Origin of the sequence: Streptomyces sp. NPDC060000 (genome assembly GCF_042737375.1) — a bacterium.
GTDB lineage: Bacteria > Actinomycetota > Actinomycetes > Streptomycetales > Streptomycetaceae > Streptomyces.
Genome location: NZ_JBHWUU010000034.1, coordinates 43660 through 69891 on the forward strand (window position 1 = coordinate 43660; position 26232 = coordinate 69891).

Below are 26232 nucleotides of genomic sequence, written 5' to 3' on the forward strand. Positions count from 1 at the left end.
CGGGTCCGGGGGGTGCCGGGGGGGGGGGGGGGGTTGGGGGGGGGGGGGGGGGGGGTTTCGGGGGGGGGGGGGGCCGGTGGGGGCCCCCCCCCCCGTCCGCGAGGTCCGCTTTCCGGTCAGTACGGCCAGATCGGCGGGTCGCTGACGAAGTGGCCGCCCAGGTAGGCGTGGGCGATGTTCTCGGGGTCCAGCTCGCCCTGCTCGGCGATCAGCTTCCCGGCGTACGGCTCGGAGTCGTCCTGCGGGTCGTAGCCGAGCGCCCGCGCGGTGCTCAGGTCCCACCACAGCCGGGTGTTGTCGGAGGAGCCGTAGACGACGGTGTGGCCGACGTTCTCGGCGGTCAGGGCCGCGTGGAAGAGGCGGGCGCCGTCGGCCGGGCTCATCCACACCGACAGCATGCGCACACTGGTCGGCTCGGCGAAGCAGGAACCGATGCGCACCGACACGCTCTCCAGGCCGTGCTTGTCCCAGTAGAGCTGGGCGAGGTCCTCGCCGAAGGACTTGGACAGGCCGTAGAAGGTGTCCGGGCGGTGCGGGGTGTCGATCGGGATCAGTTCGCCCGCCTCGTGCGGCGCGTCGCCCCTGGGGCGGGGGGTGAAGCCGACCGCGTGGTTGGAGGAGGCGAAGACGATGCGCTGCACACCCTCCTCGCGGGCGGCCTCGTACAGGTTGTACGTCCCCGCGATGTTCGCGGCGAGGATCTTCTCGAAGGGGGCTTCCAGGGAGATGCCCGCGAGGTGGATGATCGCGTCCACGCCCCGCACCGCCTCACGGACCGCCTTCCGGTCGGCCAGGTCCGCGACGATCGCCTCCGGCCCCCCCTCGACCGGACGCAGGTCGAGCAGCCGCAGCTCGTAGCCGTACGCGGGCAGCAGGTCCCGCATCAGGGTGCCGAGGCCGCCGGCGGCGCCGGTGAGCAGGACGGTGCGCGGAGCGGGCATCCTCGGGTCTCCTTGGATCGCGGTGCGAGGGGATCACTGGTAGGTCGGACGCATGTGTGGCCCTAGTTCACATTCATAGACACGCTAGGGAGCGGTGGCCGCACCCGTCAAGTGTCCTGCGCGTATGGCGAAAGTGCTGGTGTCTCGGGGGTTTGCACGCTTGACCCGGCCCGATCGGGCACCCTAGCGTGAGGTTGTTCAGGAATATGGACACCGCTCAAGGATATGGACCCGTTATGGACCCGGGAGAGCCCGTGACGTCAGCCCCGCTCGCCGACCGCCTCCGCGTCCCCAGCGGACCGCTGTTCTTCCCCGTCACCGCCTACGGCCCCGACGGCTCCCTCGACCTCGACGCCTACCGCGCGCATGTCCGCCGCGGCGTCGAGGCGGGTGCCGCCGCCGTCTTCGCGGCCTGCGGGACCGGGGAGTTCCACGCGCTCGCCCCCGAGGAGTTCGAGGCCTGCGTGGGGGCGGCCGTCGCGGAGACCGCCGGACGGGTGCCGGTCGTCGCGGGCGCCGGCTACGGCACCGCGCTCGCCGTGCGCTACGCGCGGCTGGCCGAGTCGGCCGGGGCGGACGGCCTGCTCGCCATGCCGCCCTACCTCGTCGTCGCCCCGCAGGAGGGCCTGCTGCTGCACTACCGGTCGGTGGCGGCCGCGACCTCCCTGCCCGTCGTCGTCTACCAGCGCGACAACGCCGTCTTCACCCCGGAGACCGTGGTCGAACTCGCCAGGACCGAGGGGATCATCGGCTTCAAGGACGGCCTCGGCGACCTCGACCTGATGCAGCGGATCGTCAGCGCCGTGCGCACCGAGGTCCCCGGCGACTTCCTCTACTTCAACGGCCTGCCGACCGCCGAACAGACCCAGCTCGCCTACCGGGCCCTCGGCGTCACCCTCTACTCCTCGGCCGTGTTCTGCTTCGCCCCCGAGATCGCCCTCGCCTTCCACCGGGCACTCACCACCGGCGACGACACCACCGCCCACCGCCTCCTCGACGGCTTCTACCGGCCGTTCGTCGAACTGCGCGCCCAGGGCCGCGGCTACGCCGTCTCGCTCGTCAAGGCCGGGGTCCGGCTGCGCGGCCTCGACGTGGGCGAGGTGCGCCCGCCGCTGCACGAACCGAGCGAGGATCATGTCAAGCAGCTCGCCCGGGTGATCGAGCGCGGCTACGCGCTGCTGCTGGAGGAGGACAAGTAGGTGAAGGCGTCGACTTTCGTCTACCCCTGGGACGTCGTGGGCGACCCCGGGGCGCCGGCCCGGATCGCCGCGCTCGGCGTGGAACAGGTGACCCTCGCCGCCGCCTACCACTCCACCCGCGCCCTCACGCCCCGCCACCCGCGCCACCGCATCGTCACCGCCGAGCACGCGGCCGTGCTGTACCCGACGGATCCGGCCGGCGACCGCTGGAAGGGCCGCGCCCTGCGCCCGTACGCGGCCGGTGACTGGGCCCCCGGCGACGCCTACGGCGAGGCCGCCCAAGCGCTCGCGCGGGCCGGCCTCGACGTGCACACCTGGGTGGTCCTCGCGCACAACTCCCGGCTGGGCGCCGAGCATCCGGACACCTCGGTCGTCAACGCCTACGGCGACCGCTACCCGTGGGCCCCCTGCATCGCCCAGCCCGCCACGCGCGCGTACCTCGTCGACCTCGCCGCCGAGGCCGCCGTACGCCCCGGCGCGGGCGGCACCGAACTGGAGTCCCTCGGCTGGTACGGGCTCCAGCACCTGCACGCCCACGACAAGACCGGCGGCGTCGGCCTCGGCGACGCCGGCCAGTACCTGATGGCGCTCTGCTTCTGCCCCGCCTGCCGGGCCGGCTACCGCGAGCGGGGCCTGGACGCCGACGCGCTCGCCGCCGCAGTACGGGAGGCGCTGGAGCCGCTGTGGCGGGGCGCGCCGGACGACGGAAACTGGACCGGCGTGGAGAAGCTGCTCGGGGAGGAGACGGCGGCGGCCACGCGCGCGTGGCGCGACGAGAGGGCCCACACCCTCCAGGAGAGCGCGGTGCGCGCGGTACGGGACGCCGCGCCCGACGGCTTCCAGGTCCTGCTGCACGCCGACCCCGTGACGTACCACGTCGGCGCCAACCCGGGAGTCGACCCCGCGCACATCCTGTCCGTCGCGGACGGGGTCGTCGTGCCCTGCGCGGGCGGGCCCGGCCTACTGGCCCCCTTCGCCGGGCAGGGCCGCGAGGGCGCGGTCGTCGCCGCCAACCTCGGCATCGTCTCCGGCATGGGCGGCAGCCCGGGAACACTGACCGCCGACATGGCACGCGCCCGCGAACTCGGCGCGACCGAAGTCCGGCTGTATCACGCGGGGTTGGCCTCGGACGAGGACCTGGCGGCCGTACGCGAGGCGCTGGCCTCCCGCTGAGAGCCGCGCGGCGGCGGTTCGTCCAGCAGGAGAACCCGCGGTTCACCGAGCAGCGAGCGGGCGATGGTGAGTAGGGGTGTGCTGCCGCCGCGAGCGTCGTGCCGGGGCTCGGCAGGCGCCGGTTCTGCAGACGCCGGCATCGGGCTCGGCAGGCGCCGGGGTTCGGCGGACGTCGGTTTCGGCGGGCGCCGGGGTTCGGCTGGCGTCGGCTTGGCAGGCTCGGGCTCGGCAGGCGCGGGGTTCGGCTGGCACCGGGCCGGTAGCCGTGCATGCGGCGCAGTCCTCCCGCTGAGAGCCGCGCGGCGGCGGTAGTGGGTGTTGCCGTCGAGAGCGTCGGGCCGGGGTTCGGCCGGCATCGGGCTCGGCAGGCGCCGAGTTTCGGCGGGCGCCGGGGTTCGGCTGGCATGGGCTTGGCAGGCTCGGGCCCGGCAGGCGCGGGGTTCGGCCGGCATCGGGCTCGGCAGGCGCCGAGTTTCGGCGGGCGCCAGGCTCCGTAGGCGCCGGGTTTCGGCAGGCGCCGGGCTTCGGCGCGGACGGGATGCGGTGGAACCTCCGGGCGGAATCCCTGGGCGTGGCACCGATGAGTTCGCTGGGTGCGGCCGGTCCACCCTCCATGACCGACACGACAGCAACATTCGACCTCGGCCCGCAGGCCCTGATCGTGGCGCGCCTCGCGGAGGGTGTCCGCGACGAGCAGCTCGCGGACGGGACGCCCTGCCCGGGCTGTGCCGTCCGCAACCTGCTCGGACACCTCACCGGCCTCTCCGTCGCCTTCCGGGACGCCGCCCGAAAGGACCTGGGGGCCCGTACCGGCACCGCTCCGGACGCCGCCGGACCCGACATCGGCTTCGGCTGGCGCGAGGAACTGGCCAAGGCGCTCGACGAACTCGCCGAGGCCTGGCGGGACCCGGCCGCCTGGACCGGTATGACCCGCGCGGGCGGCGTCGACCTGCCCGGGGCTGTCGCGGCCGCCGTCGCGGTCGACGAGCTGGTGATCCACGGCTGGGACCTGGCCCGTGCCACCGGGCAGGAGTACGCGCCCGATCCGGCCGCGCTGCGGGCCTCGCACGACTTTCTACGGGTGGCCGCCGAGCAGTCGGACCGCGGGGACGGCGTCTTCGGTCCCGTGGTGCCCGTCCCGGACGACGCCCCGCTGCTCGACCGGGCGGTCGGACTGAGCGGCCGCGACCCCGGGTGGACGCGCTGACCCACGCACCGAGGCCCTACCGCAGGGCACCGAGCAAGGCGTAGACGGTTCCCCGAGGTTGCCGTAGACGCATGTGAAACACGGCGCGTCCGCCGGAACCGAAACGTACGCTCCCCACCATGCCCCTCAGCCTCACCGTCCTCGGTACCGCCTCTCCGCACCCCCGGCCGGGCCGCCCCTGCTCCGGCTATCTGCTGCGCGGCGCGGGAGCGGAGGTATGGGTGGACGCCGGACCCGGCACGTTCGCCGAGTTGCAGCGGCACACTGATCCCGACCGGCTCACGGCGATCTGGATCTCCCACCTGCACGCCGACCACAGCGCGGATCTCCTCGCCGCGGCCTACGCCCTCGCCTACGGCGGGATGACCCCGCCCGCCCCGATCCCGGTCTACGCCCCGCTCGACTGCGCCCGGCGCCTGGCGGGCTTCCTCGGCCGGTCGGACGTACGGTTCCTGAGCGGGGTCTTCGACTTCAGGGCCCTGTTCGACGGGCACACCGTACGGCACTGGAACCTGCGCCTCACCTCCCGCGCGGTGGCGCACGACACCGAGGCGTACGGACTGCGGGTCGAGTGCCAGGGGAGCGTCCTCGCCTACTCCGGCGACAGCGGGCCGTGCGACGCCCTCGGTGAACTCGCCTCCGGGGTCGACCTGTTCCTGTGCGAGGCGGACATCGACCGGCATCGCGAAGGCGAACGGGAGAAGCAGGTGCATCTCACGCCGGAGGAGGCGGGCGACGCCGCGCGCAGGGCGGGGGTGCGCGAGCTGTACATCACGCATGTCGGGCCCACACTGACCCGGGAGGCCGCCACCGCCCGGGCCGCCGTCACCTTCGGCGGGCCCGCCCGCACCGCTCGCGAGGGCGAGACCATCCCCTTCTGACCCCACTGGGGAATCTGACCCCACTTGGGACCCTTGCGTCCCGCCAACCTCGACTTCCTTTGTCAGAAGCATTGACGAAACACGGGGCCGCTCCTACCTTCAACGCGTCGTACTTCGTACGTCATATATGAGACGCGATACGCGATACGCGAGATCCGAGATCAGATACGCGACATCCGAGAGGCGCGCATGACCTCTGTGCCCACGCCGATCCCCTCCCGCACGCAGTACGTGCTGGAGGAGATCAAACGCCGTATCCTCACCGGGCGGCTGACGCCCGGTCAGGCCCTGGTCGAGACCGACCTCGCCGCACAGTTCGGGGTGTCCAAGACCCCGGTGCGCGAGGCGCTCAAGACCCTGGCCGGCACCGGACTGGTCGTCATGAGCCAGTACAAGGGCGTCACGGTGCGCATGGTGGACGCGGACATGGCGCGCGAGGTCTACGACGTACGCCTGCTCCTCGAACCCGAGGCGCTCAGGCGGGCCGTACGGCGCGGCGCCTCCCTGGACGCCGCACGCGAGGCGCTGACCATGGCCGACGAGGCGACCGACACCGCCGAACGGTCCCTGGCCAACCGGGAGTTCCACCGGGCCCTGTACCTGCCGTGCGGCAATCCGCTGCTCGGCCGGATGCTCGACGAGGTACGCGACCAGGCCGCCCTGGTCTCCGCCGTCGCCTGGGCCGCCTCGCCCTCCTGGGACCGGGAGGCGGGTGAGCACCGCGAGATCCTGCGGCTCGCCCTGGCGGGCGACGCCGACGGAGCGGGCAGCGCCCTGCACGCCCACATCGCGTCCTTCGTGCACCGGGCGTTCCCCGAGACCGCCCAGGAGGCCCCCGCGAAGGCCCAGGCAGAGAAAGGTCAGGAATGAGCAGCGTGGCGTTCGAGACCCAGCGGGCGGCCCTGGCCGACGTGGTGGCCATCCCGGTGACCCCGTTCGCCGAGGACGGCTCCGTCGACGGCAAAGCCCACCGGGCCCTGCTGCGCCGGCTGCTCGACGGCGGGATCACCACCCTCACCCCGAACGGCAACACCGGTGAGTTCTACGCCCTCACCCCCGAGGAGCGCCGCCTGGTCACGGAGCTGACCGTCGAGGTGGCCGGCGAGCGGGCGGTGATCCTGGTCGGCGTCGGACACGACGTACCGACCGCCGTCGCCTCGGCCCGGCACGCCCGTGAGCTGGGCGCGCAGATGGTCATGGTCCATCAGCCCGTCCACCCCTATGTCTCGCAGCGCGGCTGGGTCGACTACCACCGGGAGATCGCGGAGGCCGTGCCCGAGCTGGGCGTCGTCCCGTACATCCGCAACGCGCAGCTGCACGGCGAGCGGCTCGCCGAACTGGCCGACGCCTGTCCCAACGTCATCGGCGTCAAGTACGCCGTCCCGGACGCCTCCCGGTTCGCCGCCTTCGCGCGGGACGCGGGCCTCGAGCGCTTCGTCTGGGTCGCCGGCCTCGCCGAGCCGTACGCCCCCTCCTACTTCTCCGCGGGCGCCACCGGCTTCACCTCCGGGCTCGTGAACGTCGCCCCGGCCGTTTCGCTGAACATGATCGAAGCGCTTCGATCAGGGGACTACCCGGCCGCGATGAAGGTGTGGGAACAGATCAGACGCTTCGAGGAACTGCGCGCCGCCAACGGTTCCGCCGACAATGTCGTGGTCGTCAAGGAAGCCCTTGCGTCCCTGGGCCTGTGCCGCCGCGAGGTGCGCCCGCCGAGCCGGACCCTGCCCGAGGACGAACGGGCCGAGGTCGCCGCCATAGCAGCCGGATGGTCCATATGAAGCGCTTCGACGATCGGGCCCGCAAGCGCCCCGAGGACCTCAGGAGCCACCAGTGGTACGGCGCCGAGGGCCTGCGCTCCTTCAGCCACCGCGCCCGCACCCGCCAGCTCGGCTACCTCCCCGAGGAGCACCTCGGCAAGCCGGTCATCGCGATCCTCAACACCTGGTCGGACATCAACCCCTGCCACGTCCACCTGCGTGACCGCGCGCAGGCCGTGAAGCGGGGGGTGTGGCAGGCGGGCGGATTCCCGCTGGAGTTCCCGGTCTCCACGCTCAGCGAGACCTTCCAGAAGCCGACCCCGATGCTCTACCGCAACCTCCTCGCGATGGAGACGGAGGAGCTGCTGCGCTCCTACCCGGTCGACGGGGCCGTGCTGATGGGCGGCTGCGACAAGACGACACCCGCGCTGCTCATGGGCGCGGCCAGCGTCGACCTGCCGGCGGTCTTCGTCCCGGCCGGGCCCATGCTGCCGGGCCACTGGCGCAACGAGGTCCTCGGCTCGGGCACCGACATGTGGAAGTACTGGGACGACAGGCGGGCCGGTCTCATCGGCGACTGCGAGCTGGCCGAGCTGGAGAGCGGTCTCGCGCGCTCCCCGGGGCACTGCATGACGATGGGCACGGCGTCCACACTGACCGCCGCCGCGGAGGCGCTGGGCGTGACGGTGCCGGGCGCGTCGAGCATCCCGGCCGTGGACTCCGGGCACGACCGGATGGCGGCCGCCGCGGGCCTGCGCATCGTCGAACTGGTCCACCGGGACCGCAGACTGAGCGAGATCCTCACTGCGGACGCGTTCGAGGACGCGGTGACGACCGTCCTCGGCCTCGGCGGCTCGACGAACGCGGTGATCCACCTCATCGCCATGGCGGGGCGCGCGGGAGTCAAGCTCACCCTCGACGACTTCGACCGCATCGCCCGGACCGTCCCGGTGCTCGCCAACGTGCGGCCCGGCGGCCAGAAGTACCTCATGGAGGACTTCCACTTCGCGGGCGGGCTCCCCGGCTTCCTCTCCCGGATCCCGGACCTGCTCCACCTGGACCGCCCGACCGTCTCCCACGACACCCTGCGCGAGCAGCTGGACGGCGCCCAGGTCCACGACGACGACGTGATCCGGCACCGGGACGACCCCGTCGCGAGCGAGGGCGGGGTCGCCGTCCTGCGCGGCAACCTGTGCCCGGACGGCGCCGTCATCAAGCACATCGCCGCCGAGCGCCATCTGCTCAGGCACACCGGCCCCGCCGTGGTCTTCGACGACTACCGGACCATGCAACGCACCATCAACGACCCCGGGTTGGGGATCACCGCCGACACCGTCCTGGTACTGCGGGGCTCCGGCCCCAAGGGCGGCCCGGGCATGCCCGAGTACGGCATGCTGCCCATCCCCGACCACCTGCTCAAGCAGGGTGTGCGGGACATGGTGCGGATCTCCGACGCCCGGATGAGCGGGACGAGTTACGGCACCTGCGTCCTGCACGTGGCGCCCGAGTCGCATGTCGGCGGGCCCCTCGCCCTGGTGCGCACGGGGGACTCGATCACCCTCGACGTCGAGGCCCGCTCCCTGCGACTCAACGTGGACGACGAGGAGCTGGACCGGCGCAGGGCGCGGTGGACGCCGCCGCCCGTCCGGTACGAGCGCGGCTACGGCGCGCTCTACAACGAACAGATCACCCAGGCCGACACCGGCTGCGACTTCGAGTTCCTGGCCCGTCCGGGCAAGGTCGCGGACCCGTACGCGGGCTGAACCACAGCACGACCTGGCCCACCCCTGTGCACGGAGAAAGCGCTTCCCCCGCCCGAAGGCACGAAGCACCCGAGCGTGCACGACCGCACGAAGCACCCGAACGCGCACGACCGAACGAAGCACCCGAACGCGCACGACCGCACGACGCACCCGAACGCACGACGCACCGAGAGCCGCACCACGCACCGAGAGACGTACTGAGAACGGAGAACTGTCATGGCCCAAGCCGCAGCCGTGGCGAAGCCGCCCGCGCCACCCCGGCGGCGCCGTGCCTCCGCCACGCCCCGCAGACTGCCGTACCTGCTGATCGCGCCGGCGGCCCTGCTGATGCTGGGCTTCATCGCCTACCCGGTCATCAGCGTCTTCTACTACAGCCTGCAGAACTACAACCCGACCAAGCCGTGGCGCAACGGCTTCGCGGGCTTCGACAACTTCGTGCACGCCTTCACCGACGACCCCCAGTTCTGGGACACCCTGACCTTCAGCGCCAAGTGGGTCTTCGTCGAGGTCGGGCTCCAGCTGCTGTTCGGCCTGGCGCTCGCGCTGATCGTCAACCAGACCTTCGTGGGGCGCTCGCTCGGCCGGGCGCTGGTGTTCTCGCCGTGGGCCGTCTCCGGAGTGCTGACCTCAGCGATCTGGGTGCTGCTCTACAACTCCCAGACCGGTGTCACCCGTTACCTCGCGGACATGGGGATCGGCGAGTACGGCACCAGCTGGCTGTCGGACACGTCCACCGTCTTCCCGGCGGCGGTCGTCGCCGACCTGTGGCGCGGTGTCCCGTTCTTCGCGATCCTCATCCTCGCCGACCTCCAGTCCGTCTCCAAGGACCTGTACGAGGCCGCCGAGGTCGACGGGGCCGGCAGGATCAAGCAGTTCTGGCACATCACCCTGCCCCATCTGAAGGACGCCATCGTCCTGTCCACGCTGCTGCGCGCGGTGTGGGAGTTCAACAACGTCGACCTGCTCTACACGCTCACCGGCGGCGGTCCGGCGGGGGAGACCACCACCCTCCCGCTCTACATCGCCAACACCAGCGTGGACGCCCACAACTTCGGCTACGCGTCCGCCCTCACCACGGTCGCGTTCGTGATCCTGCTCTTCTGCTCGATGGTCTATCTGCGGCTGAGCAAGTTCGGAGGAGGCGACAAGTGATCACCAAGGAGGCCACCGAGGTCACACCCGTCCCCGTCCGCGTGCCCGGCGCGCCCGACAGGCGCCCGCCCGGGAAGAACCGCGCCTGGGACGAGGCACCCCGCTGGCAGATCTACCTCCCCCTGGGGATCTACCTGGTCTTCACCCTGGTCCCCTTCTACTGGATCCTCCTCTTCGCGCTCCGCCCGGCCGGCTCGACCTCGCTCGTACCCTGGCCGATGACCTTCGAGCACTTCGAGAAGGTCTGGAACGAGCGGGACTTCGCCGTCTACTTCCAGAACAGCGTGCTCACCGGTGTGGCGACCCTGCTGCTCACCACCGGCGTAGCCCTGGCCGGCGGCTACGCCCTCGCCCGTTTCGACTTCAGGATCAAGCGCGGCTTCATGCTGGCCCTGCTGTGCACCCAGTTCGTACCGGGCGCGCTGCTCCTCGTACCGCTCTTCCAGATCTTCGCCGAACTCAAGATGATCAACTCGCTGGGCAGCGTCATCATCGCCGAGACGGTCTTCCAGCTGCCCCTGTCGATGATCCTGATCAGCGGCTTCATCCGGAACGTGCCGTACTCCCTGGAGGAGGCCGCCTGGGTCGACGGCTGCAACCGGCTCACCGCTTTCCGGATCGTCGTCCTGCCTCTGCTGCGGCCCGGGCTGATCGCCGTCGGTTCCTTCGCCTTCGTGCACGCCTGGAACCACTTCCTGTTCGCCCTGATGTTCCTGTCCGACCAGACCAAGCAGACGATCCCCGTCGGCCTCAACACCCTGATGAGCGCGGACAGCGTCGACCTGGGCGCACTGGCCGCGGGCGGCATCATCGCCGCCGTCCCCGTGGTGATCGTCTTCGCCTTCATCCAGAAGTGGCTGATCACCGGCTTCAGTGCGGGGGCGGTGAAGGGGTGAGGGTCCGTCAGATCATTCCGGTGACAGCCGTGTTGGGGCTGCTCTGCGTCCCCGCGCAGGCCGAGGCCCGGGACATCTCCCGCGACACCCTCGCCGCCGACGACGGCTGGGCGGCATACGGTTCCGGTACCACCGGAGGCGCGGCAGCCGACGACGCCCATGTGTACACCGTCACCGACCGCGCCGGACTGGTCCGCGCCCTCGACGGCGGCAGCGACACCCCGAAGATCATCAGGATCGCCGGGACGATCGACGCCAACACCGACGACGACGGCGACCACCTGGACTGCGCCGACTACGCCACCGACGGCTACGGCCTGCGGAAGTACCTCGCCGCCTACGACCCCCGCACCTGGGGCTCGGCCAAGCCGAGCGGCCCCCAGGAGGAGGCCCGCCAGGCGTCGGCGGCCCGGCAGGCCGAGCGGATCGTACTGCCGGTCGGCTCCCACACCACCATCGTCGGCCTGGGCAAGGGGGCCGTCCTCAAGGGCGCGAGTCTCCAGGTCAGGAACGCCGAAAACGTCATCCTGCGCAACCTCGACCTGCGCGACGCCTACGACTGCTTCCCCGTCTGGCAGCCCAACACCGGCGGCCTCGGCGACTGGAAGACGGCGTACGACAACATCTGGCTGACCGGCGCCACGCATGTCTGGGTCGACCACATCACCGCGAGCGACCAGGGCCACCCGGACGCGAAGGAGCCCACCCGCTTCGCCCGCAACTACCTCCGCCACGACGGCCTGCTCGACATCACCAACGGCTCCGACCTGGTCACCGTCTCCTGGAGCCGGTTCGCCGACCACGACAAGGCGATGCTGATCGGCAGCGGCGACACGGCCACCGGCGACCGCGGAAAGCTCCGGGTCACCCTGCACCACAACCAGTTCGAGTCCGTCGTACAGCGCGCGCCGCGCGTCCGCTTCGGGCAGGTGCACGTCTACGACAACCGGTACGTCGTCCCCGAGGGCGCCGAGTACCGCTACTCGCTCGGCGTGTCGACCGAGTCGGCCCTCTACGCCGAGAACAACGCCTTCCACACCCCCGGCCATGTGGAGGTCGCCGACCTGGTCAAGAGCTGGAACGGCACCGCCCTGCACCAGAGCGGCACATCCTTCAACGGCTGGCCGGTGGACCTCCTCGCGATCCACAACGCCTACAACAGCGGCAGCGAGCGCGATCTCACGGCGGACGTCGGCTGGACGCCTACCCTGCACGGAAAGATCGACAGCGCCGCGGTGGCCGACCGCGAGGTGGCACGCGGCGCGGGCGCAGGGAGGATCCCATGAGCACCGCTGTACCGATTGTCCTCGCGGGCGCACGCGGCCACGGCCGCTGGCACCTGGACAACATCCGCCGGCTCCAGGACAAGGGCATCGTCCGTCTGGCGGGCGTCTGCGAGCTGGTTCCGCTGACCCCGGCGGAGATCCCCGAGGGCCTCGGCACGCCCGAGCAGTCCGCCGACTTCGGCGCGCTGCTGGACACGACCGGCGCCCGGATCGCCGTCATCTGCACCCCGATCCCCACCCACACCGACCTGGCCCTGATCGCCGCGCGCAAGGGCGTGCACCTGCTCCTGGAGAAGCCGCCCGCGCCCTCCTACGCCGAGTTCCGCCGGATGGCCGACGGGGTCGCCGAGGCGGGTGTGGTCTGCCAGATCGGCTTCCAGTCGCTGGGCTCGCACGCCGTGCCCGCGATCCGCGAACTGATCGCCGACGGGGTGATCGGTGAGATCGCCGGGGTCGGCGGAGCCGGCGCCTGGGCGCGCGCCGAGACGTACTACCGGCGGGCTCCCTGGGCGGGCAAGCGGCGGCTGAACGGTGTCGACGTGATCGACGGGGCGCTCACCAACCCCCTCGCGCACGCCGTCGCCACCGCCCTCGCGCTGGCCGGCGCCACCCGCTCCGAGGACGTCACCGGCATCGAGACCGAGCTGGCGCACGCCAACGCCATCGAGTCCGACGACACCTCCTGCGTCCGCGTCAGCACGGCCGACGGCCGCGAGATCGTCGTCGCGGCCACGCTGTGCGCCGAGGACCCCGACGACCCGTACGTCATCGTCCACGGCAGCCGCGGCCGGATCACGTACTGGTACAAGCAGGACCGCGTCCTGATCCAGCGGGCCGGCCACGGCCCCGAGGAGTTCGAGTACGGCCGCACCGACCTGCTGGAGAACCTCGTCGAGCACCTCGCCGACGGCACGGACCTGCTGGTCCCGCCCGCCGTGACCGAGTCGTTCATGCGGGTCGTCGAGGCGATCCGGGTCGCCCCCGACCCGGTGCGGCTGCCCGAGGACGCCTGGCGCCTGCTGCCCGACGAGGAACGGCGGGTCGTCCCCGGCATCGACGGCCTCGTCGCGGCCGCCGCCGACACCCTCGCCCTCTTCTCCGAACTGGGCGCCCCCTGGGCGTTCCCGACCGCGCATCCGAAAGAGGTGAGTCCCTGATGACCGCACAGCCGGCCGACGCACCCGTCGTCCTGCGAGTCGCCGGACGCCCGGTCGCCCGCTACGTCACCCGGCCCGAGCTGCCCGTCCGGCTCTCCCCGCGCCCCTACCTGCACCCCGTCACCACCCTGGCCGGCACGGCGGTCACCGAACTGAGCCCGGCCGACCACACCCACCACCTGGGCGTCGGTGTAGCCGTACCCGACGTCGAGGGGCACAACTTCTGGGGCGGACGCACCTATGTCCGTGACCGGGGCCCGACCGAGCTCGACAACCACGGCGCCCAGCGGCACGGCTCCTTCCAGCTCCGCGACCCGGACGGCTTCGTGGAGGAACTGCGCTGGGTCGCCTCGGGAACGGAACTGCTGCGTGAGCGCCGTACCGTCGCGGCCACCGGACTCACCGACTCCGCCTGGGCGCTGGACTTCACCTTCTCCCTGACCAACGTCACGTCCGGCCCGCTGTCCATCGGCAGCCCGGCGACGAACGGACGCCCCGGAGCGGCCTACGGCGGCTTCTTCTGGCGGGCCCGGAAGGAGAACACGCCCCCCGACGTCTTCACCGCCGGCACGGAGGGCGAGGCCTCGGTGCACGGCGCCCGTGCCGACTGGCTCGCCCTGGCGGGACGGGGGTCCCCCCGCTCGAGCGGAACCGGGAGCGGGGGAGGCTGGACGCTCGTCTTCGCCGGGGCCACCGGCGCCACCCGCCGCGACCCCTGGTTCGTCCGCACCGCCGAGTACCCGGGGGTCGGCTCCGCACTGGCCGCCGAGGAACGGCTGCCGGTTCCGCCCGGCGAGACGGCCGTACGCCGGATCGTCACCGTCGTCGCCGACGGCCGCCTGGACCGGGACGAGGCGGCGGCACTCGTACGGAAGGCGGTCAGCCAGTGACGTACGAGACGTACACCAACCCCGTCCTGAACGCCGACTGGTCCGACCCGGACGTCGTGCGGGTGGGCGACGACTTCTACCTCACCGCCTCCAGCTTCGGCCGCGCTCCCGGCCTGCCGCTGCTGCACTCGCGCGACCTGGTCAACTGGACGCTGGTCGGCCACGCCCTCGAACGCCTCGAACCGGCGGCGGAGTTCAGGTCCCCGCGGCACGACTGCGGAGTGTGGGCGCCCTCCCTGAGACACCACGACGACCGCTTCTGGATCTTCTGGGGCGACCCCGACCAGGGCATCTTCCAGATCAACGCCCCGCAGATCAGGGGGCCCTGGTCCCGCCCGCTGCTGGTGAAGCAGGGCAAGGGCCTCATCGATCCGTGCCCCCTCTGGGACGACGAGACGGGCGAGGCCTATCTGGTGCACGCCTGGGCCAAGTCCCGCGCGGGCGTGAAGAACCGGCTCACCGGTCACCGTATGCACCCCGAGGGGACGGCCGTCCTCGACGAGGGCAAGGTGATCGTCGAGGGAGACCGGATCCCCGGCTGGTTCACGATCGAAGGGCCGAAGCTCTACCGGCACGACGGCTGGTTCTGGATCCTCGCGCCCGCCGGGGGAGTGGAGACCGGCTGGCAGGGTGCCTTCCGCGCCCGGGACTTCTTCGGCCCGTACGAGGAGCGGATCGTCCTGGAACAGAAGGACACCGAGGTCAACGGGCCCCATCAGGGCGGCTGGGTGCGCACCGGATCCGGCGAGGACTGGTTCCTGCACTTCCAGCAGCGCGGCGCCTACGGCCGTGTCGTCCACCTCCAGCCGATGCGCTGGGACGACGGGGGCGGCTGGCCCGTGATCGGCGACGAGGGCGCCCCCGTCCCGGAGCACCGGAGGCCCGAGCTGCCGGCGGGGCCGCCCGAAGTTCCGGCCACCGACGACGACTTCCCCGGTGGACGCTTCGGCCGCCAGTGGTCGTGGACGGCCAACCCCCAGGACGGCTGGGCGACGCAGCACTCCGCCGACGGACTGCGCCTGACCTGCGTGCGGACGGCCGACGCGCACGACCTGCGCGCCCTGCCGAGCGTCCTCACGCAACGGCTCCCCGGGCTTCCGTCCGCCGTCGAGGTGGAGCTGGAGCTGCACAGCGAGGAGCCGGGAGCCCGCGCCGGACTCGCGGTCCTCGGGGACGCCTTCGGCTGGATCGGGCTCCAGCGGGGTACCGACGGGGCGGTGCACCTCGTGCACCGGTTCGCCGAGCCGGTCGCCGAGAGGGAACGGGACGCGGCCCACCCGCGGCTCGCCCCCCGGGGACGGGCGCGTCTGCGGATCGAGATCGGCACCGGGGCCCGCTGCCGTTTCGCCTACGACATCGGCGACGGCCTGAGCTACTCCGGTCCCGTGTTCGCCGCCACCCCCTGGCGCTGGGTCGGTGCCCTGCTCGGCCTCTTCGCCCTCGCGCCCACCGGGACGGGTCACGCGGGGGCGGCCACGTTCAGCGAGTTCCGGATCCGACCGCTCTGACCCACTCGTTCCGTACGCCTTCTGGGAGCCGCAATGACGCACTTCCATAGCAAGCGCTTGCCACCACCGGGTACGGTCCTGGCGGCCGTCGTCGGCCTGCTCGCGACGCTCGGCCTCGGTGCCGTCGGGCAGGCGAGGGCCGCCGACGCGCCGGGGACGGCCCTCGCCCCGGCCCTCTCGGCGCCCCGCTGGACCGACCGCGCCCACGGTTTCGCCTCCCTCGCCGGCGGCACCACCGGAGGCGCCGGCGGCGAGGTCGTCACCGTCACCGACCAGGCCTCGCTCGCGAGGTACGCGGCCGCCGAGGAGCCGTACGTGATCCGGGTCGAGGGCGCGGTGGCCGTCGAGCCCTTCGGCTCCGACATCGTCGTGACCTCGAACAAGACGATCATCGGCGTCGGTGACACCGGCGAGATCGTGCACGGGGAACTGCACCTGAACCCCGGCACGCACAACGTGATCATCCGCAACCTGACGATCCGCGACTCGTACGTCGAGGGCGACTGGGACGGCAAGACCACCGACTTCGACGCGATCCAGATGGACACCGCCGACCACGTCTGGATCGACCACAACCGCTTCACGCACATGGGCGACGGACTGCTCGACATCCGCAAGGACAGCCAGTACGTCACCGTCTCCTACAACCGGTTCTCGAATCACAACAAGGCGTTCGGCATCGGCTGGACGACCGACGTGCTGACCCAGATCACCATCGACCACAACTGGTTCACGGGCACGAAGCAGCGCAATCCCTCCGCGGACAACTGCGCGTACGCCCACCTGTACAACAACTACCTCTCGGCGCAGGTGGCCGACGGGGACCCGGTGTGGACGTACGGGAACTGGTCGCGGGGCCATACCAGGATGGTCATCGAGAACAGCTACTTCGACGGGGTCCAGCACCCCTACCAGGCCGACGCCACCGCCGAGCTGGTGCAGCGCGGATCGATCCTGCGGAACACGAGCGGACGGACCGACGCGTGGGGGGCGGCCTTCGACCCGCGCGCGTTCTACGCCTACCGTCTGGACCCCGCGGCCGCCGTCCCCGCACTGGTCACCCGGTTCTCCGGGCCGCAGAAGCGGATCGGCGACGCGGTCACGCTGTACGTCCCTGGCGACTACCCGACCGTCCAGGCGGCCGTCGACGCCGTGCCCGACGGCAACTCCGAGGACGTCACCATCGCCGTCGCGCCGGGCACGTACCGCGAGAAGGTCCTGATCCCCGCCACCAAGCCGAACATCCTGCTCCGGGGGACCGGACACGATCGCTCGGACACCGTCATCGTCCACGACACGCCCGCCGAGTACGGGGGTTCGACGGGAAGCGCCACCGTCCGGATCGCCGCGAACGACGTCACCGCCCGCAACCTCACCTTCAGCAACGACTTCGACGAGGCCGCGGTCGAACTGAAGGGCGAGCAGGCCCTCGCCATGAAGACGACCGGCGACCGGATCGTCTTCGAGAACACCGCCTTCCTGGGCAACCAGGACACGTTGATGACCGACAGCCCCAAGCTGACGACCGTCAGCCGGGTGTACATCCGTGACTCCTACATCGAGGGCGACGTCGACTTCGTCTACGGACGGGCCACGACCGTGATCGAGCGGTCGGTGATCCGGTTGCTGAGCCGGGGGTCGATCTCCGACAACGGTTATCTGACGGCCGCTTCGACGTGGACGGGCAATCCGCACGGGTTCCTGATCACCCGGTCGAAGGTGGTCAGCGACGCGCCGGAGCAGTCCTTCCACCTGGGGCGGCCTTGGCACCCGGGCGGGGAGCCGGCCGCGGTCGCCCAGGTGCTGATCCGGGACACCGAGCTGCCGGCGGCGGTCAGGTCCTCGCCGTGGACCGACATGAGCGGCTTCTCGTGGCGGGACGCCCGGTTCGCCGAGTACCGCAACCACGGTCCGGGAGCGGCGGCCTCGGCCGACCGGCCGCAGCTGAGCGACGCCGACGCCGAGGCGTACACCGTCGCCGACTACCTCAGGGGCACGGACGGCTGGGAACCGTACGCCCGTGCCGGCGCCACCCACTGACCCCCACCACTTCATTTCTCCGTCGGGATCCAGAAGAAGAGAGCCGAACACATGAAGAGCAGCATCCGCAGAAGCAGGCGCGCCGCACTGGCCGTCGCCCTGGGCTCCGTGCTCGCGCTGACCGCCACCGCCTGCGGCGACGACGGCAGCGGCGGCGCGGGGGACAAGGGAGGCGAGGGCTCAGGCAAGGGGGAGATCACCTTCTGGGACAACAACGGCGGTGTGCGTACCGACGTCTGGAAGGAGATCATCGCCGACTTCGAGAAGGCGAACCCCGACATCAAGGTCAACTATGTCGGCGTGCCGGCCGACAGCGTCCAGTCCAAGTACGACACCGCCATCCAGGGCGGCGGGCTGCCCGACGTCGGCGGCGTGGGCACCGCGATGCTCGCCGAGGTCGCCGCGCAGGGCGCCCTCGAACCGCTGGACAGCCGGATCTCCAAGAGCGCGCTGAACGGCAAGCTCAACCAGAAGTTCCTGGACGGCGTCAAGGCGGCGGGCATCGACGGCAAGACGTACTCGGTGCCGACCTCCGCGAACAACGGCACCCTCTGGTACCGCACCGACCTGTTCCAGCAGGCCGGTCTCGACGCCCCGACGACCTGGACGAAGTTCTACGAGGCCGCCGACAAGCTCACGGACAAGAAGAAGAACGCGTTCGGGTACACCATCCGCGGCGGCGCGGGGTCCATCGCCCAGGCGCTGGACGCCACCTACGGGCAGAGCGGTGTCACCGAGTTCTGGAACGGCGACAAGACCACGGTCAACGACCCCAGGAACGTGGCCGCGCTGGAGAAGTACGTCGGCCTGTTCAAGAAGGACACCCCGTCCGCCGACGTGAACAACGACTTCACCAAGATGGTCGCCCAGTGGGACTCCGGCACCATCGGCATGCTGAGCCACAACCTGGGCTCCTACGGCGACCACCAGAAGGCGCTGGCCGGCAAGTTCAAGGGCGTTCCGGCGCCGACGCGGGACGACGGCACGCGGGTGCAGGTGTCCAACCCCGTCGACGGGCTCGGGCTGTTCAAGGCGAGCAAGAACAAGACCGCCGCCTGGAAGTTCATCGAGTTCGCCGCGTCGCACCGGTCGAACAGCAAGTGGAACGAGTCGGCGGGGTCGATCCCGGCGAACACGGAGGCGGCGAAGGACGCCTGGGTGCAGGCTTCGGAGCCGACGAAGCTGGCCGCCGAGGCGCTGGCGGGCACCACCACCAAGATCGTGCAGCTGCCCTACTACCTGCCCGACTGGAACACCATCTCGAAGGCGGACAACGAGCCCAACTTCCAGAAGGTGCTGCTCGGCAAGCTGAGCGCGAAGGACTTCCTGGACACGCTGGCCGAGCAGCTGAACGCCGCGCAGGCCGACTGGAAGAAGAACCACGGATAACTGCCCGGTTGGTTGCGGTCGTGGGGGACTGCCGGCCCGTCTCGGCTGGTCGCGCAGTTCCCCGCGCCCCGAAGGACGAGAGGTGCACGTTCGTGTCACTTACCCGCAGGCAGGTCACCTCGGCGGCACTGGCCGCCGTCCCCCTCGGCGTCGCGGCGGCAGGTACCGCCCATGCCCGGGGCCGCAAACGGACGATCTACATCGCCGGTGATTCCACCGCCGCCCAGAAGTACTCCGACGCCGCTCCCGAGACCGGGTGGGGCATGGCGCTTCCCTTCTTTCTCCACAAGGACCGGCCCGTCGCCAACCACGCGGTGAACGGGCGCAGTTCGAAGAGCTTCGTCGACGAAGGCCGGCTGGACGCCATCCTCGCCGCCATCCGGCCGGGTGACCTCCTGCTGATCCAGTTCGCGCACAACGACGAGAAGACCACCGACCCGGCCCGGTACACGGAGCCCTGGACGACGTACCAGGACCACCTGCGGCAGTACATCGGCGGCGCCCGCGCCAAGGGGGCGCGGCCCGTGCTCGCCACGCCCGTCGAGCGGCGCAGATTCGACGCCGAGGGGAACGCCCTGCCCACGCACGGCGAGTACCCGGCCGCCATGCGCGCGCTGGCCGAGGAGGAGCGGGTGGCGCTGCTCGACATCGAGGCGCTGTCGCTCGCGCTGTGGCAGGAACTCGGCGTCGAGGAGACGAAGACGTACTTCAACTGGACCGACACCGAGCAGGACAACACGCACTTCAATCCGCCGGGTGCGATCGCCGTGGCGCGGCTCGTCGCGCGGGAGCTGCTGCGGACGCGGGTGCTCGCGCCGCGTGACGTCGTCCGGCTGCACGACGAGATCCCCACGTCCTGGATCACCTGGCCCGCACCACTCGCGTAGGACCCGCACCGCCTTCCGCAACAAGAGGAGACCCGCACAGTGCGTACACCGATATGTCATGGACGCGTCATAGCTGCTCTGGTGGGGTGCACCGCGCTGGTGCTCACCGTCACGGGAACGGCCTCCGCCCACTCCGCGCCCCAGTCCGCGCCCCAGTCCGCGCCCCACTCCGCGTCCCGCGATCTCGGCCGGCAGGTCCTGGGCGCCAAGGACGGCTGGGCCTCGTACGGGACGGGGACCACGGGCGGGTCGGCGGCCGACGCCGACCACGTCTACACCGTCACCACCTGGGCCGGGTTCAAAGCGGCCCTCGCCGCCGGCGGCAGCGCACCGAAGATCATCAGGGTGAAGGGTGTCATCGACGCCGTCGCCGAGGGGTGTGACGCCTTCGCCGCGCCCGGATACGACTTCGACGCCTACCTCGCCAAGTACGCGCCCGGGACCTGGGGGCTGGACACCGACCTGAGCGCCGAGCCCGACGACAGCCCGGAGGGACTGCGGCGCGCCTCCGCCGCCGCCCAGGACCAGGCCATCAAGGCGAACGTCCCCGCCAACACCACCATCGTCGGGATCGGGAAGAACGCCGGGTTCAAGGGCGCCAGCCTCCAGATCAAGGCCGTCGACAACGTGATCATCCGGAACCTGGCCTTCGAGTCGCCCATCGACTGCTTCCCCCAGTGGGACCCGACCGACGGCACGAACGGCAACTGGAACTCCGAGTACGACACGGCCGTCGTCTACGGGTCGGCACACGTGTGGCTGGACCACAACACCTTCACCGACGGAGCGCACCCGGACAGCGCCGCACCGACCTACTTCGGCATGCTCTACCAGCAGCACGACGGCGAACTGGACATCGTGCGGGGCGCCGACTACGTCACCGCCTCCTGGAACGTCTTCACCGAGCACGACAAGACGATCCTCATCGGCAACAGCGACAGCGAGTCGACGGCCGCCGGCGACCGGGGGCACCTGAAGGTGACCTTCCACCACAACCAGTTCTCGAAGCTGGTCGAGCGCGCCCCCCGGGTCCGCTTCGGACAGGTCGACTCCTACAACAACCACTTCGTCGGCGACGACTCCTTCGCGTACAGCTTCGGTATCGGCAAGGAGTCGCAACTCGTCGCCGAACACAACGCGTTCACGCTGCCGGAGAGTGTCAGCGCGGCCAAGGTGCTGAAGCGGTGGAGTGTGTCGCCGCTCACCGCCGCCGACAACTACGTCAACGGCAGGCTCACCGACCTGATCGCCGTGCACAACGCGGAGATCCCGGCCGAGGTCCTGCAGTCCGGCGCGGGCTGGACCCCGACCCTGCGCACCAAGGTCGACCCGGCGCGGGCGGTCCCCCGGATCGTCGACTGCGGCGCGGGCGCCGGACGCCTGGGCTGACCCCCTCGTACGTCGGCCGGGGCGGCGACCCATCGCCGCCCCGGCCCCCTCAGCAGCGAGCCGCACTGCCAAGGAGCACCCGCATGCCCTCACCTCACCCGGTCCGACCCCCCATCTCCAGAAGGGGATTCCTCACCGCCGGCGCCGGCACGGTCGCCGCCCTCGGCCTCGCCTCCGCGCCCGCGCGGGCGGCCGGCACCGCAAAGCGCCCGTTCGGCCGCTACGGATCCCCCGCCGCCCGCCGCACCGGCCGGACCCTGTACGTCGACCCGCTCGGCCGGGGCGACTTCACCGGCGTCCGCGACGCCGTCGCCGCCACCACCGGCAGCGGCTGGACGCTGGTCCTCGCCCCCGGCACCTACCGGGAGACGGTCGCCCTCGACGCCACCCGCACCGAGGCCACCTGGATCGGCGCCTCCGAGGACCCGCGTGACGTAGTGATCGTCCACGACAACGCGGCCGGCACCCCCAAGCCCGGCGGCGGCACCTACGGCACCACCGGGTCGGCCACCACCACCGTGCAGGCCGACGGCTTCACCGCCCGCTGGATCACCTTCGCCAACGACTGGCTGCGCGCCGACCACCCCGACATCACCGGCACCCAGGCCGTCGCCATCAAGGTCCAGGGCGACCGCTCCGCCTTCCACCACTGCCGTTTCCTCGGCCACCAGGACACCCTGTACGCCGACTCCATCGCCCTCACCGCCTTCGCCCGGCAGTACTACGCGCACTGCTACGCCGAGGGAGACGTCGACTTCGTCTTCGGCAGGGCCACGGCCGTATACGAGCACTGCCACTTCCGCACCCTGAACCGCACCGACCTGGCCGCCGCGCCCTACGGCTTCGTCTTCGCCCCCTCGACGGCGGCCGCCAACCCGCTCGGGTACCTGGTCGCCCGGAGCCGGATCAGCAGCGGGGCGCCGGACGCGTTCTACAAGCTGGCCCGCCCCTGGGTCCCCAGTTCCGACACCACCGCCCGCCCGAGCCTCACCGTCCGCGACACCCGTCTGGACGCCGGGATCGACGCGGCCGCGCCCTACACCGACATGTCGGCCTCCTTCCCGTGGCAGAGCCAGCGGTTCGCCGAGTACCGCAACAGCGGGCCGGGAGCGCGGATCACCGTCCCGGAGAACCGACCGCAACTCACCGCCGTCCAGGCCCGCGCGGCGACCCGTGAGGCCTACCTGGGCGACTGGGAGCCCTGGAAGGGGGAGTGCTGAGATGCTGCGCCGACGCACCCTCCTCACGGGGCTCACGGGGCTCACGGGCCTCGCGGGCGGTCCGGCCGTCACCGCGGCTCCCGCCCACGCGCAGTCCCGCCGCATCCTGCACGTCCGCCCCGGCGACTCCCTCCAGGCGGCCGTGGACGCCGTCGACGGGCCCGGCCGGACGATCGTCGTACACCCGGGGACCTACCGAGAAGTCGTCAACGTGCCTGCGGGAAAAGTTGAGTTGACGATTCGCGGTGCCTCCGGCGACCCGCGTGCCGCCGTCCTCGTCTTCGACAACGCCAATGGGACGCCGAAGCCCGACGGGTCCGGCACCTACGGCACCGCGGGCTCCGCCACCTTCACCTCCGCCGCGCCCGGCCTCACCGTCCGCGACCTCACCCTCGCCAACGACTGGCTGCGCGCCGACCACCCGGAGATCACCGGCACCCAGGCGGTGGCCGCCCACGTCACCGGCGACCGCACACACTTCGACAACGTGCGCCTCCTGGCCCACCAGGACACCCTCTTCGCCGACACCACCGCGCTGGACGCCTTCGACCGGCAGTACTTCCGCCGCTGTTACATCGAGGGCGACGTCGACTTCGTCTTCGGGCGCGGCCGGGCCGTCTTCGACGCCTGCCACTTCCACACCCTCCAGCGGGACGTGACCTTCACCCCCAAGGGCATGGTCTTCGCCCCCGCCACCGCCCGGGCCAACCCCTACGGCTTCCTCGCGCTGCGCGGCCGGATCACCTCCGGCGCCGAGGACGCGGCGTACAAGATCGCCCGGCCGTGGGTGCCGTCCTACGAGACGACCGCCTGGCCCTCGCTGGTCGTACGGGACACCTGGATCGGCTCCGGTATCGACGCGGTGACCCCGTACACCAACATGCGCGACGCCTACCCATGGCAGGCCATGCGCTTCCGCGAACACGCCAACTCCGGTCCCGGAGCGGTTGTCTCGATGCCGGCGAACCGGCCGCAGCTGACCGCAGAGGAGGCGGCCACCCACACCCGCACGACGTATCTCGGCAACTGGAGGCCGTATGGGCGCCCGTGACCCGGCGGTGGGGCGGCGGGCGTTCGTGGTCGGCACCGGGGCCGCGCTCCTCGCCGGGGGCGCCGCCACCACCGACGCGCGGGCAGCCGCCGTGGACGGGCCGACGGCCGCCGTGGACGGGCGGGCAGCCGCCGAGGAGGCGCAGTCGGCCGTCATGGAGGCCCGGTCGGCCGTCGTGGAGGGGCCGCTGCCCGACTTCCACCCCGCCCTCAAGGCCGAGCTTACCTTCCCCCTCGCCTGGGGAAACTCCCCGATCCGCGACTTCCGCGTCTGGCGCGGGGCCGCCCGCGCCAAGGTCGACGAGCTGCTGCTCGTCGGGCGGGAGGACCGGACCCCGTACGCCCCCGAGTACAGCGATCACCAGCAACAGGACGGCTACAGCAGCGAGTTGGTGACGCTCTCGCTCACCCGTCACGAACGCGTCCGCGCCGCGCTCCTCACCCCGGACGGCCCCGGCCCGTTCCCGGCCGTGCTGCTCCTGCACGACCACGGGGCCAAGTTCGACATCGGGAAGGAGAAGCTGGTCCGGCCCTGGTACGACGACACCCGGCTCGCCTCCGCGCAGGTCTGGTCGGAGCGGTACTTCAGCGGACGGTTCGTCGGCGACGAGCTGGCCCGGCGGGGGTATGCCGTGCTGTGCGCGGACGCTCTCGGCTGGGGCGACCGCGGGCCCCTCGCCTACGACCAGCAGCAGGCCCTGGCCTCCAACTTCTTCAACCTCGGCTCCTCACTCGCCGGACTCATGGCCCGCGAGGACGCCCGGGCCGCCGGATTCCTGGCCGGCCTCGACCGGGTCGACCGGGACCGGGTGGCGGCCGTCGGGTTCTCCATGGGCGCCTTCCGCGCCTGGCAGGCGGCCGCGCTCAGCGACGACCTCGCGGCCGCGGCGGCCGTCTGCTGGATGACCGGCCTGAAGGAAATGATGGTGCCCGGCAACAACACCCTGCGCGGGCAGTCCTCGTACTACATGCTCCACCCGGGGCTTCCCCGGTTCCTCGACTTCCCCGACGTGGCGAGCATCGCCGCACCCAGGCCGATGCTGTTCTTCGACGGCGGGCTCGATCCGCTGTTCCCGGCCGATGGCGTCCGCGCGGCCCACGACAGGCTGCGCTCCGTCTGGCGGTCCCGTCACGCCGAGGAGCGGTTGCACCTGAAGAGCTGGCCCGACCTCGGCCATGTCTTCGTCGACCGCATGCAAGACGAGGTCTTCACCTGGCTTCGCGCCGTCCTGTGAAGCGTCCCTCCCCATCCCCATGAACGACGGAAAGGACCCGCACTCCATGTCTCGTCGTACCGCTCTCACGGCCGTCGCCGCCCTCACCCTGGGCGCCGGACTCGCCGCCCTGCCCACCCAGGCGCAGGCCGCCACCGTGGTGGTCGGCAACTCCACCGACCTGTCCAACGCCATCAAGAACGCCACCGCAGGCACGGTCATCCAGGTCCGCGGCGGCACCTATTACCCGACGGCCACCCTCCAGTCCACGGCCAACGGCACCTCCTCCGCGCCCGTCACCCTCACGGCGTACGGCTCGGAGACAGTGAAGATCGACGGCTCGTCGCTCCCCGACGGCGACTGGATCTTCAAGCTGACCGCCGACCACTGGAACGTCTCCAACCTCACCTTCCAGAACTCCCCGGACAGCGCGGTCGTCTGCCAGTCCTGCACCGGCACCAACTGGAACAACATCAAGACGATCAACGGCGGCGACTCCGGCTTCACCCTCACCGGGGACGGGACCGTCAACAACACCGTCAGGAACATCGACAGCTACGGCAACTACGACGCCGCGAACCACGGTGAGAACGCCGACGGTGTCGCCGTGAAGTTCGGCTCCGGCACCGGCAACCTCATCACCGGCGCCCGCCTGTACAACAACTCGGACGACGGGATCGACTTCTGGTCCTTCTCCTCGCCCGTCACCGTCGAGCACACCTGGTCCTTCGGCAACGGCGCCAACCGCTGGTCAGACCCGTCCTTCGCGGGCGACGGCAACGGCTACAAACTGGGCGGCGACGGCGAGGTCGTCGCGCACGTCGTCAACAACTCGGCCGCCTGGGGCAACGCCGGAAACGGCTTCACCGAGAACTCCAACACCGGCGCCCTCGTCCTGAACCGCACCACCGCCTACGCCAACAGCAAGTGGGGCTACTACTTCGCCACCAGCTCCGCCAAGCTCGGCAAGAACCTGGCGGTGAGCAACGGCGGAGGCTCGGTCAGCAAGGGGGCGAAGGTCACCTCGGCCGGCAACAACTGGGACTCCGGCATCTCCACGCCCGCCTTCCGGTCGACGGACGCGAGCACCACGTACAACGCCCGTGGTTCGAGCGGCACGCTGCCCGCGACCACCTTCCTGACGACCGGGTCGACGACCATCGGAGCGACCATGGACTGACCGGCCACCGGACCGTCCCGGTGCCGGGCTCCCCGGCCCGCCCCGAGCGCTTG

At 71.4% G+C, this 26232-nt stretch carries 22 protein-coding genes; 21 read left to right on the forward strand and 1 reads right to left on the reverse strand.

The window, feature by feature from the left end; genetic code table 11:
- Positions 1-116: 116 nt before the first annotated feature.
- Positions 117-941 (reverse strand): NAD-dependent epimerase/dehydratase family protein, encoded by an 825-nt coding sequence (locus ACFWBB_RS19560; RefSeq protein ID WP_385273592.1) that lies wholly within the window; start codon positions 939-941, stop codon positions 117-119.
- Positions 942-1195: 254 nt separating this feature from the next.
- Here ACFWBB_RS19560 and ACFWBB_RS19565 point away from each other — a divergent pair, with 254 nt between their 5' ends.
- The 21 genes from ACFWBB_RS19565 to ACFWBB_RS19665 all read left to right on the forward strand — a co-directional run bounded on the left by ACFWBB_RS19565 (position 1196) and on the right by ACFWBB_RS19665 (position 26179).
- The gene (locus tag ACFWBB_RS19565; protein WP_385273595.1) at positions 1196-2140 is read left to right on the forward strand and encodes a 5-dehydro-4-deoxyglucarate dehydratase; all 945 of its coding nucleotides are present in this window, start codon (positions 1196-1198) and stop codon (positions 2138-2140) included.
- Positions 2141-3313 carry a hypothetical protein gene (locus tag ACFWBB_RS19570; protein ID WP_385273598.1) on the forward strand — a complete coding sequence of 391 codons (1173 nt, stop codon included), beginning with the start codon at positions 2141-2143 and terminating at the stop codon, positions 3311-3313.
- Positions 3314-3926: 613 nt separating this feature from the next.
- Positions 3927-4520: a TIGR03086 family metal-binding protein gene (locus ACFWBB_RS19575; protein WP_385273601.1), complete on the forward strand. Its 594-nt coding sequence runs from the start codon at positions 3927-3929 to the stop codon at positions 4518-4520.
- 119 nt (positions 4521-4639) lie between these two features.
- On the forward strand, positions 4640-5401 hold the full coding sequence (locus ACFWBB_RS19580) for an MBL fold metallo-hydrolase (protein WP_385273604.1): 762 nt from the start codon (positions 4640-4642) through the stop codon (positions 5399-5401).
- Positions 5402-5590: 189 nt separating this feature from the next.
- A complete protein-coding gene (locus ACFWBB_RS19585; protein WP_385273607.1) occupies positions 5591-6271 on the forward strand; it encodes a GntR family transcriptional regulator in 681 nt (226 codons plus the stop codon).
- The gene (locus tag ACFWBB_RS19590; protein ID WP_385273610.1) at positions 6268-7179 is read left to right on the forward strand and encodes a dihydrodipicolinate synthase family protein; all 912 of its coding nucleotides are present in this window, start codon (positions 6268-6270) and stop codon (positions 7177-7179) included. Before ACFWBB_RS19585 ends, ACFWBB_RS19590 begins: the two co-directional genes overlap by 4 nt.
- Positions 7176-8921: an L-arabinonate dehydratase gene (gene araD / locus ACFWBB_RS19595; protein ID WP_385273613.1), complete on the forward strand. Its 1746-nt coding sequence runs from the start codon at positions 7176-7178 to the stop codon at positions 8919-8921. The genes ACFWBB_RS19590 and araD overlap by 4 nt, the downstream gene beginning before the upstream one ends.
- Positions 8922-9137: 216 nt before the next feature.
- Positions 9138-10073, forward strand: coding sequence for a carbohydrate ABC transporter permease (locus tag ACFWBB_RS19600; protein WP_385273616.1), 936 nt, complete (start codon positions 9138-9140; stop codon positions 10071-10073).
- Positions 10070-10969 (forward strand): carbohydrate ABC transporter permease, encoded by a 900-nt coding sequence (locus tag ACFWBB_RS19605; RefSeq protein WP_385273619.1) that lies wholly within the window; start codon positions 10070-10072, stop codon positions 10967-10969. Before ACFWBB_RS19600 ends, ACFWBB_RS19605 begins: the two co-directional genes overlap by 4 nt.
- 20 nt (positions 10970-10989) lie before the next feature.
- Positions 10990-12255 (forward strand): polysaccharide lyase family 1 protein, encoded by a 1266-nt coding sequence (locus ACFWBB_RS19610; RefSeq protein ID WP_385273622.1) that lies wholly within the window; start codon positions 10990-10992, stop codon positions 12253-12255.
- The gene (locus tag ACFWBB_RS19615) at positions 12252-13412 is read left to right on the forward strand and encodes a Gfo/Idh/MocA family protein (protein WP_385273625.1); all 1161 of its coding nucleotides are present in this window, start codon (positions 12252-12254) and stop codon (positions 13410-13412) included. The genes ACFWBB_RS19610 and ACFWBB_RS19615 overlap by 4 nt, the downstream gene beginning before the upstream one ends.
- Positions 13412-14302, forward strand: a complete 891-nt coding sequence (locus tag ACFWBB_RS19620) for a PmoA family protein (RefSeq protein ID WP_385273628.1) — start codon at positions 13412-13414, stop codon at positions 14300-14302. The genes ACFWBB_RS19615 and ACFWBB_RS19620 overlap by 1 nt, the downstream gene beginning before the upstream one ends.
- On the forward strand, positions 14299-15810 hold the full coding sequence (locus ACFWBB_RS19625) for a family 43 glycosylhydrolase (RefSeq protein ID WP_385273631.1): 1512 nt from the start codon (positions 14299-14301) through the stop codon (positions 15808-15810). Before ACFWBB_RS19620 ends, ACFWBB_RS19625 begins: the two co-directional genes overlap by 4 nt.
- A 33-nt stretch (positions 15811-15843) precedes the next feature.
- Positions 15844-17850, forward strand: a complete 2007-nt coding sequence (locus tag ACFWBB_RS19630; RefSeq protein ID WP_385273634.1) for a pectinesterase family protein — start codon at positions 15844-15846, stop codon at positions 17848-17850.
- 51 nt (positions 17851-17901) lie between these two features.
- Positions 17902-19239: an ABC transporter substrate-binding protein gene (locus ACFWBB_RS19635; protein ID WP_385273637.1), complete on the forward strand. Its 1338-nt coding sequence runs from the start codon at positions 17902-17904 to the stop codon at positions 19237-19239.
- A 92-nt stretch (positions 19240-19331) separates the two neighbouring features.
- Complete coding sequence (locus tag ACFWBB_RS19640) at positions 19332-20126, forward strand: rhamnogalacturonan acetylesterase (protein WP_385273640.1); 795 nt, start codon at positions 19332-19334, stop codon at positions 20124-20126.
- 39 nt (positions 20127-20165) lie between these two features.
- Entirely contained in the window at positions 20166-21515 is a 1350-nt protein-coding gene (locus ACFWBB_RS19645; protein WP_385273643.1) for a polysaccharide lyase family 1 protein, read from the forward strand.
- Positions 21516-21598: 83 nt separating this feature from the next.
- Entirely contained in the window at positions 21599-22735 is a 1137-nt protein-coding gene (locus tag ACFWBB_RS19650; RefSeq protein ID WP_385273646.1) for a pectinesterase family protein, read from the forward strand.
- A 4-nt stretch (positions 22736-22739) separates the two neighbouring features.
- Positions 22740-23786, forward strand: a complete 1047-nt coding sequence (locus ACFWBB_RS19655; protein ID WP_385273694.1) for a pectinesterase family protein — start codon at positions 22740-22742, stop codon at positions 23784-23786.
- Positions 23773-25020 carry a dienelactone hydrolase family protein gene (locus ACFWBB_RS19660; RefSeq protein WP_385273649.1) on the forward strand — a complete coding sequence of 416 codons (1248 nt, stop codon included), beginning with the start codon at positions 23773-23775 and terminating at the stop codon, positions 25018-25020. The genes ACFWBB_RS19655 and ACFWBB_RS19660 overlap by 14 nt, the downstream gene beginning before the upstream one ends.
- Before the next feature lie 46 nt (positions 25021-25066).
- On the forward strand, positions 25067-26179 hold the full coding sequence (locus ACFWBB_RS19665) for a chondroitinase-B domain-containing protein (RefSeq protein ID WP_385273652.1): 1113 nt from the start codon (positions 25067-25069) through the stop codon (positions 26177-26179).
- Positions 26180-26232: the final 53 nt, after the last annotated feature.

Bases quoted from the DNA above. Each gene is read 5' to 3' on its own strand.
- ACFWBB_RS19560 (WP_385273592.1), bottom strand. From the start codon at position 941: ATGCCCGCTCCGCGCACCGTCCTGCTCACCGGCGCCGCCGGCGGCCTC.
- ACFWBB_RS19575 (WP_385273601.1), top strand. From the start codon at position 3,927: ATGACCGACACGACAGCAACATTCGACCTCGGCCCGCAGGCCCTGATC.
- ACFWBB_RS19580 (WP_385273604.1), top strand. From the start codon at position 4,640: ATGCCCCTCAGCCTCACCGTCCTCGGTACCGCCTCTCCGCACCCCCGG.
- ACFWBB_RS19585 (WP_385273607.1), top strand. From the start codon at position 5,591: ATGACCTCTGTGCCCACGCCGATCCCCTCCCGCACGCAGTACGTGCTG.
- ACFWBB_RS19590 (WP_385273610.1), top strand. From the start codon at position 6,268: ATGAGCAGCGTGGCGTTCGAGACCCAGCGGGCGGCCCTGGCCGACGTG.
- araD (WP_385273613.1), top strand. From the start codon at position 7,176: ATGAAGCGCTTCGACGATCGGGCCCGCAAGCGCCCCGAGGACCTCAGG.
- ACFWBB_RS19600 (WP_385273616.1), top strand. From the start codon at position 9,138: ATGGCCCAAGCCGCAGCCGTGGCGAAGCCGCCCGCGCCACCCCGGCGG.
- ACFWBB_RS19615 (WP_385273625.1), top strand. From the start codon at position 12,252: ATGAGCACCGCTGTACCGATTGTCCTCGCGGGCGCACGCGGCCACGGC.
- ACFWBB_RS19620 (WP_385273628.1), top strand. From the start codon at position 13,412: ATGACCGCACAGCCGGCCGACGCACCCGTCGTCCTGCGAGTCGCCGGA.
- ACFWBB_RS19630 (WP_385273634.1), top strand. From the start codon at position 15,844: ATGACGCACTTCCATAGCAAGCGCTTGCCACCACCGGGTACGGTCCTG.
- ACFWBB_RS19635 (WP_385273637.1), top strand. From the start codon at position 17,902: ATGAAGAGCAGCATCCGCAGAAGCAGGCGCGCCGCACTGGCCGTCGCC.
- ACFWBB_RS19650 (WP_385273646.1), top strand. From the start codon at position 21,599: ATGCCCTCACCTCACCCGGTCCGACCCCCCATCTCCAGAAGGGGATTC.
- ACFWBB_RS19660 (WP_385273649.1), top strand. From the start codon at position 23,773: ATGGGCGCCCGTGACCCGGCGGTGGGGCGGCGGGCGTTCGTGGTCGGC.
- ACFWBB_RS19665 (WP_385273652.1), top strand. From the start codon at position 25,067: ATGTCTCGTCGTACCGCTCTCACGGCCGTCGCCGCCCTCACCCTGGGC.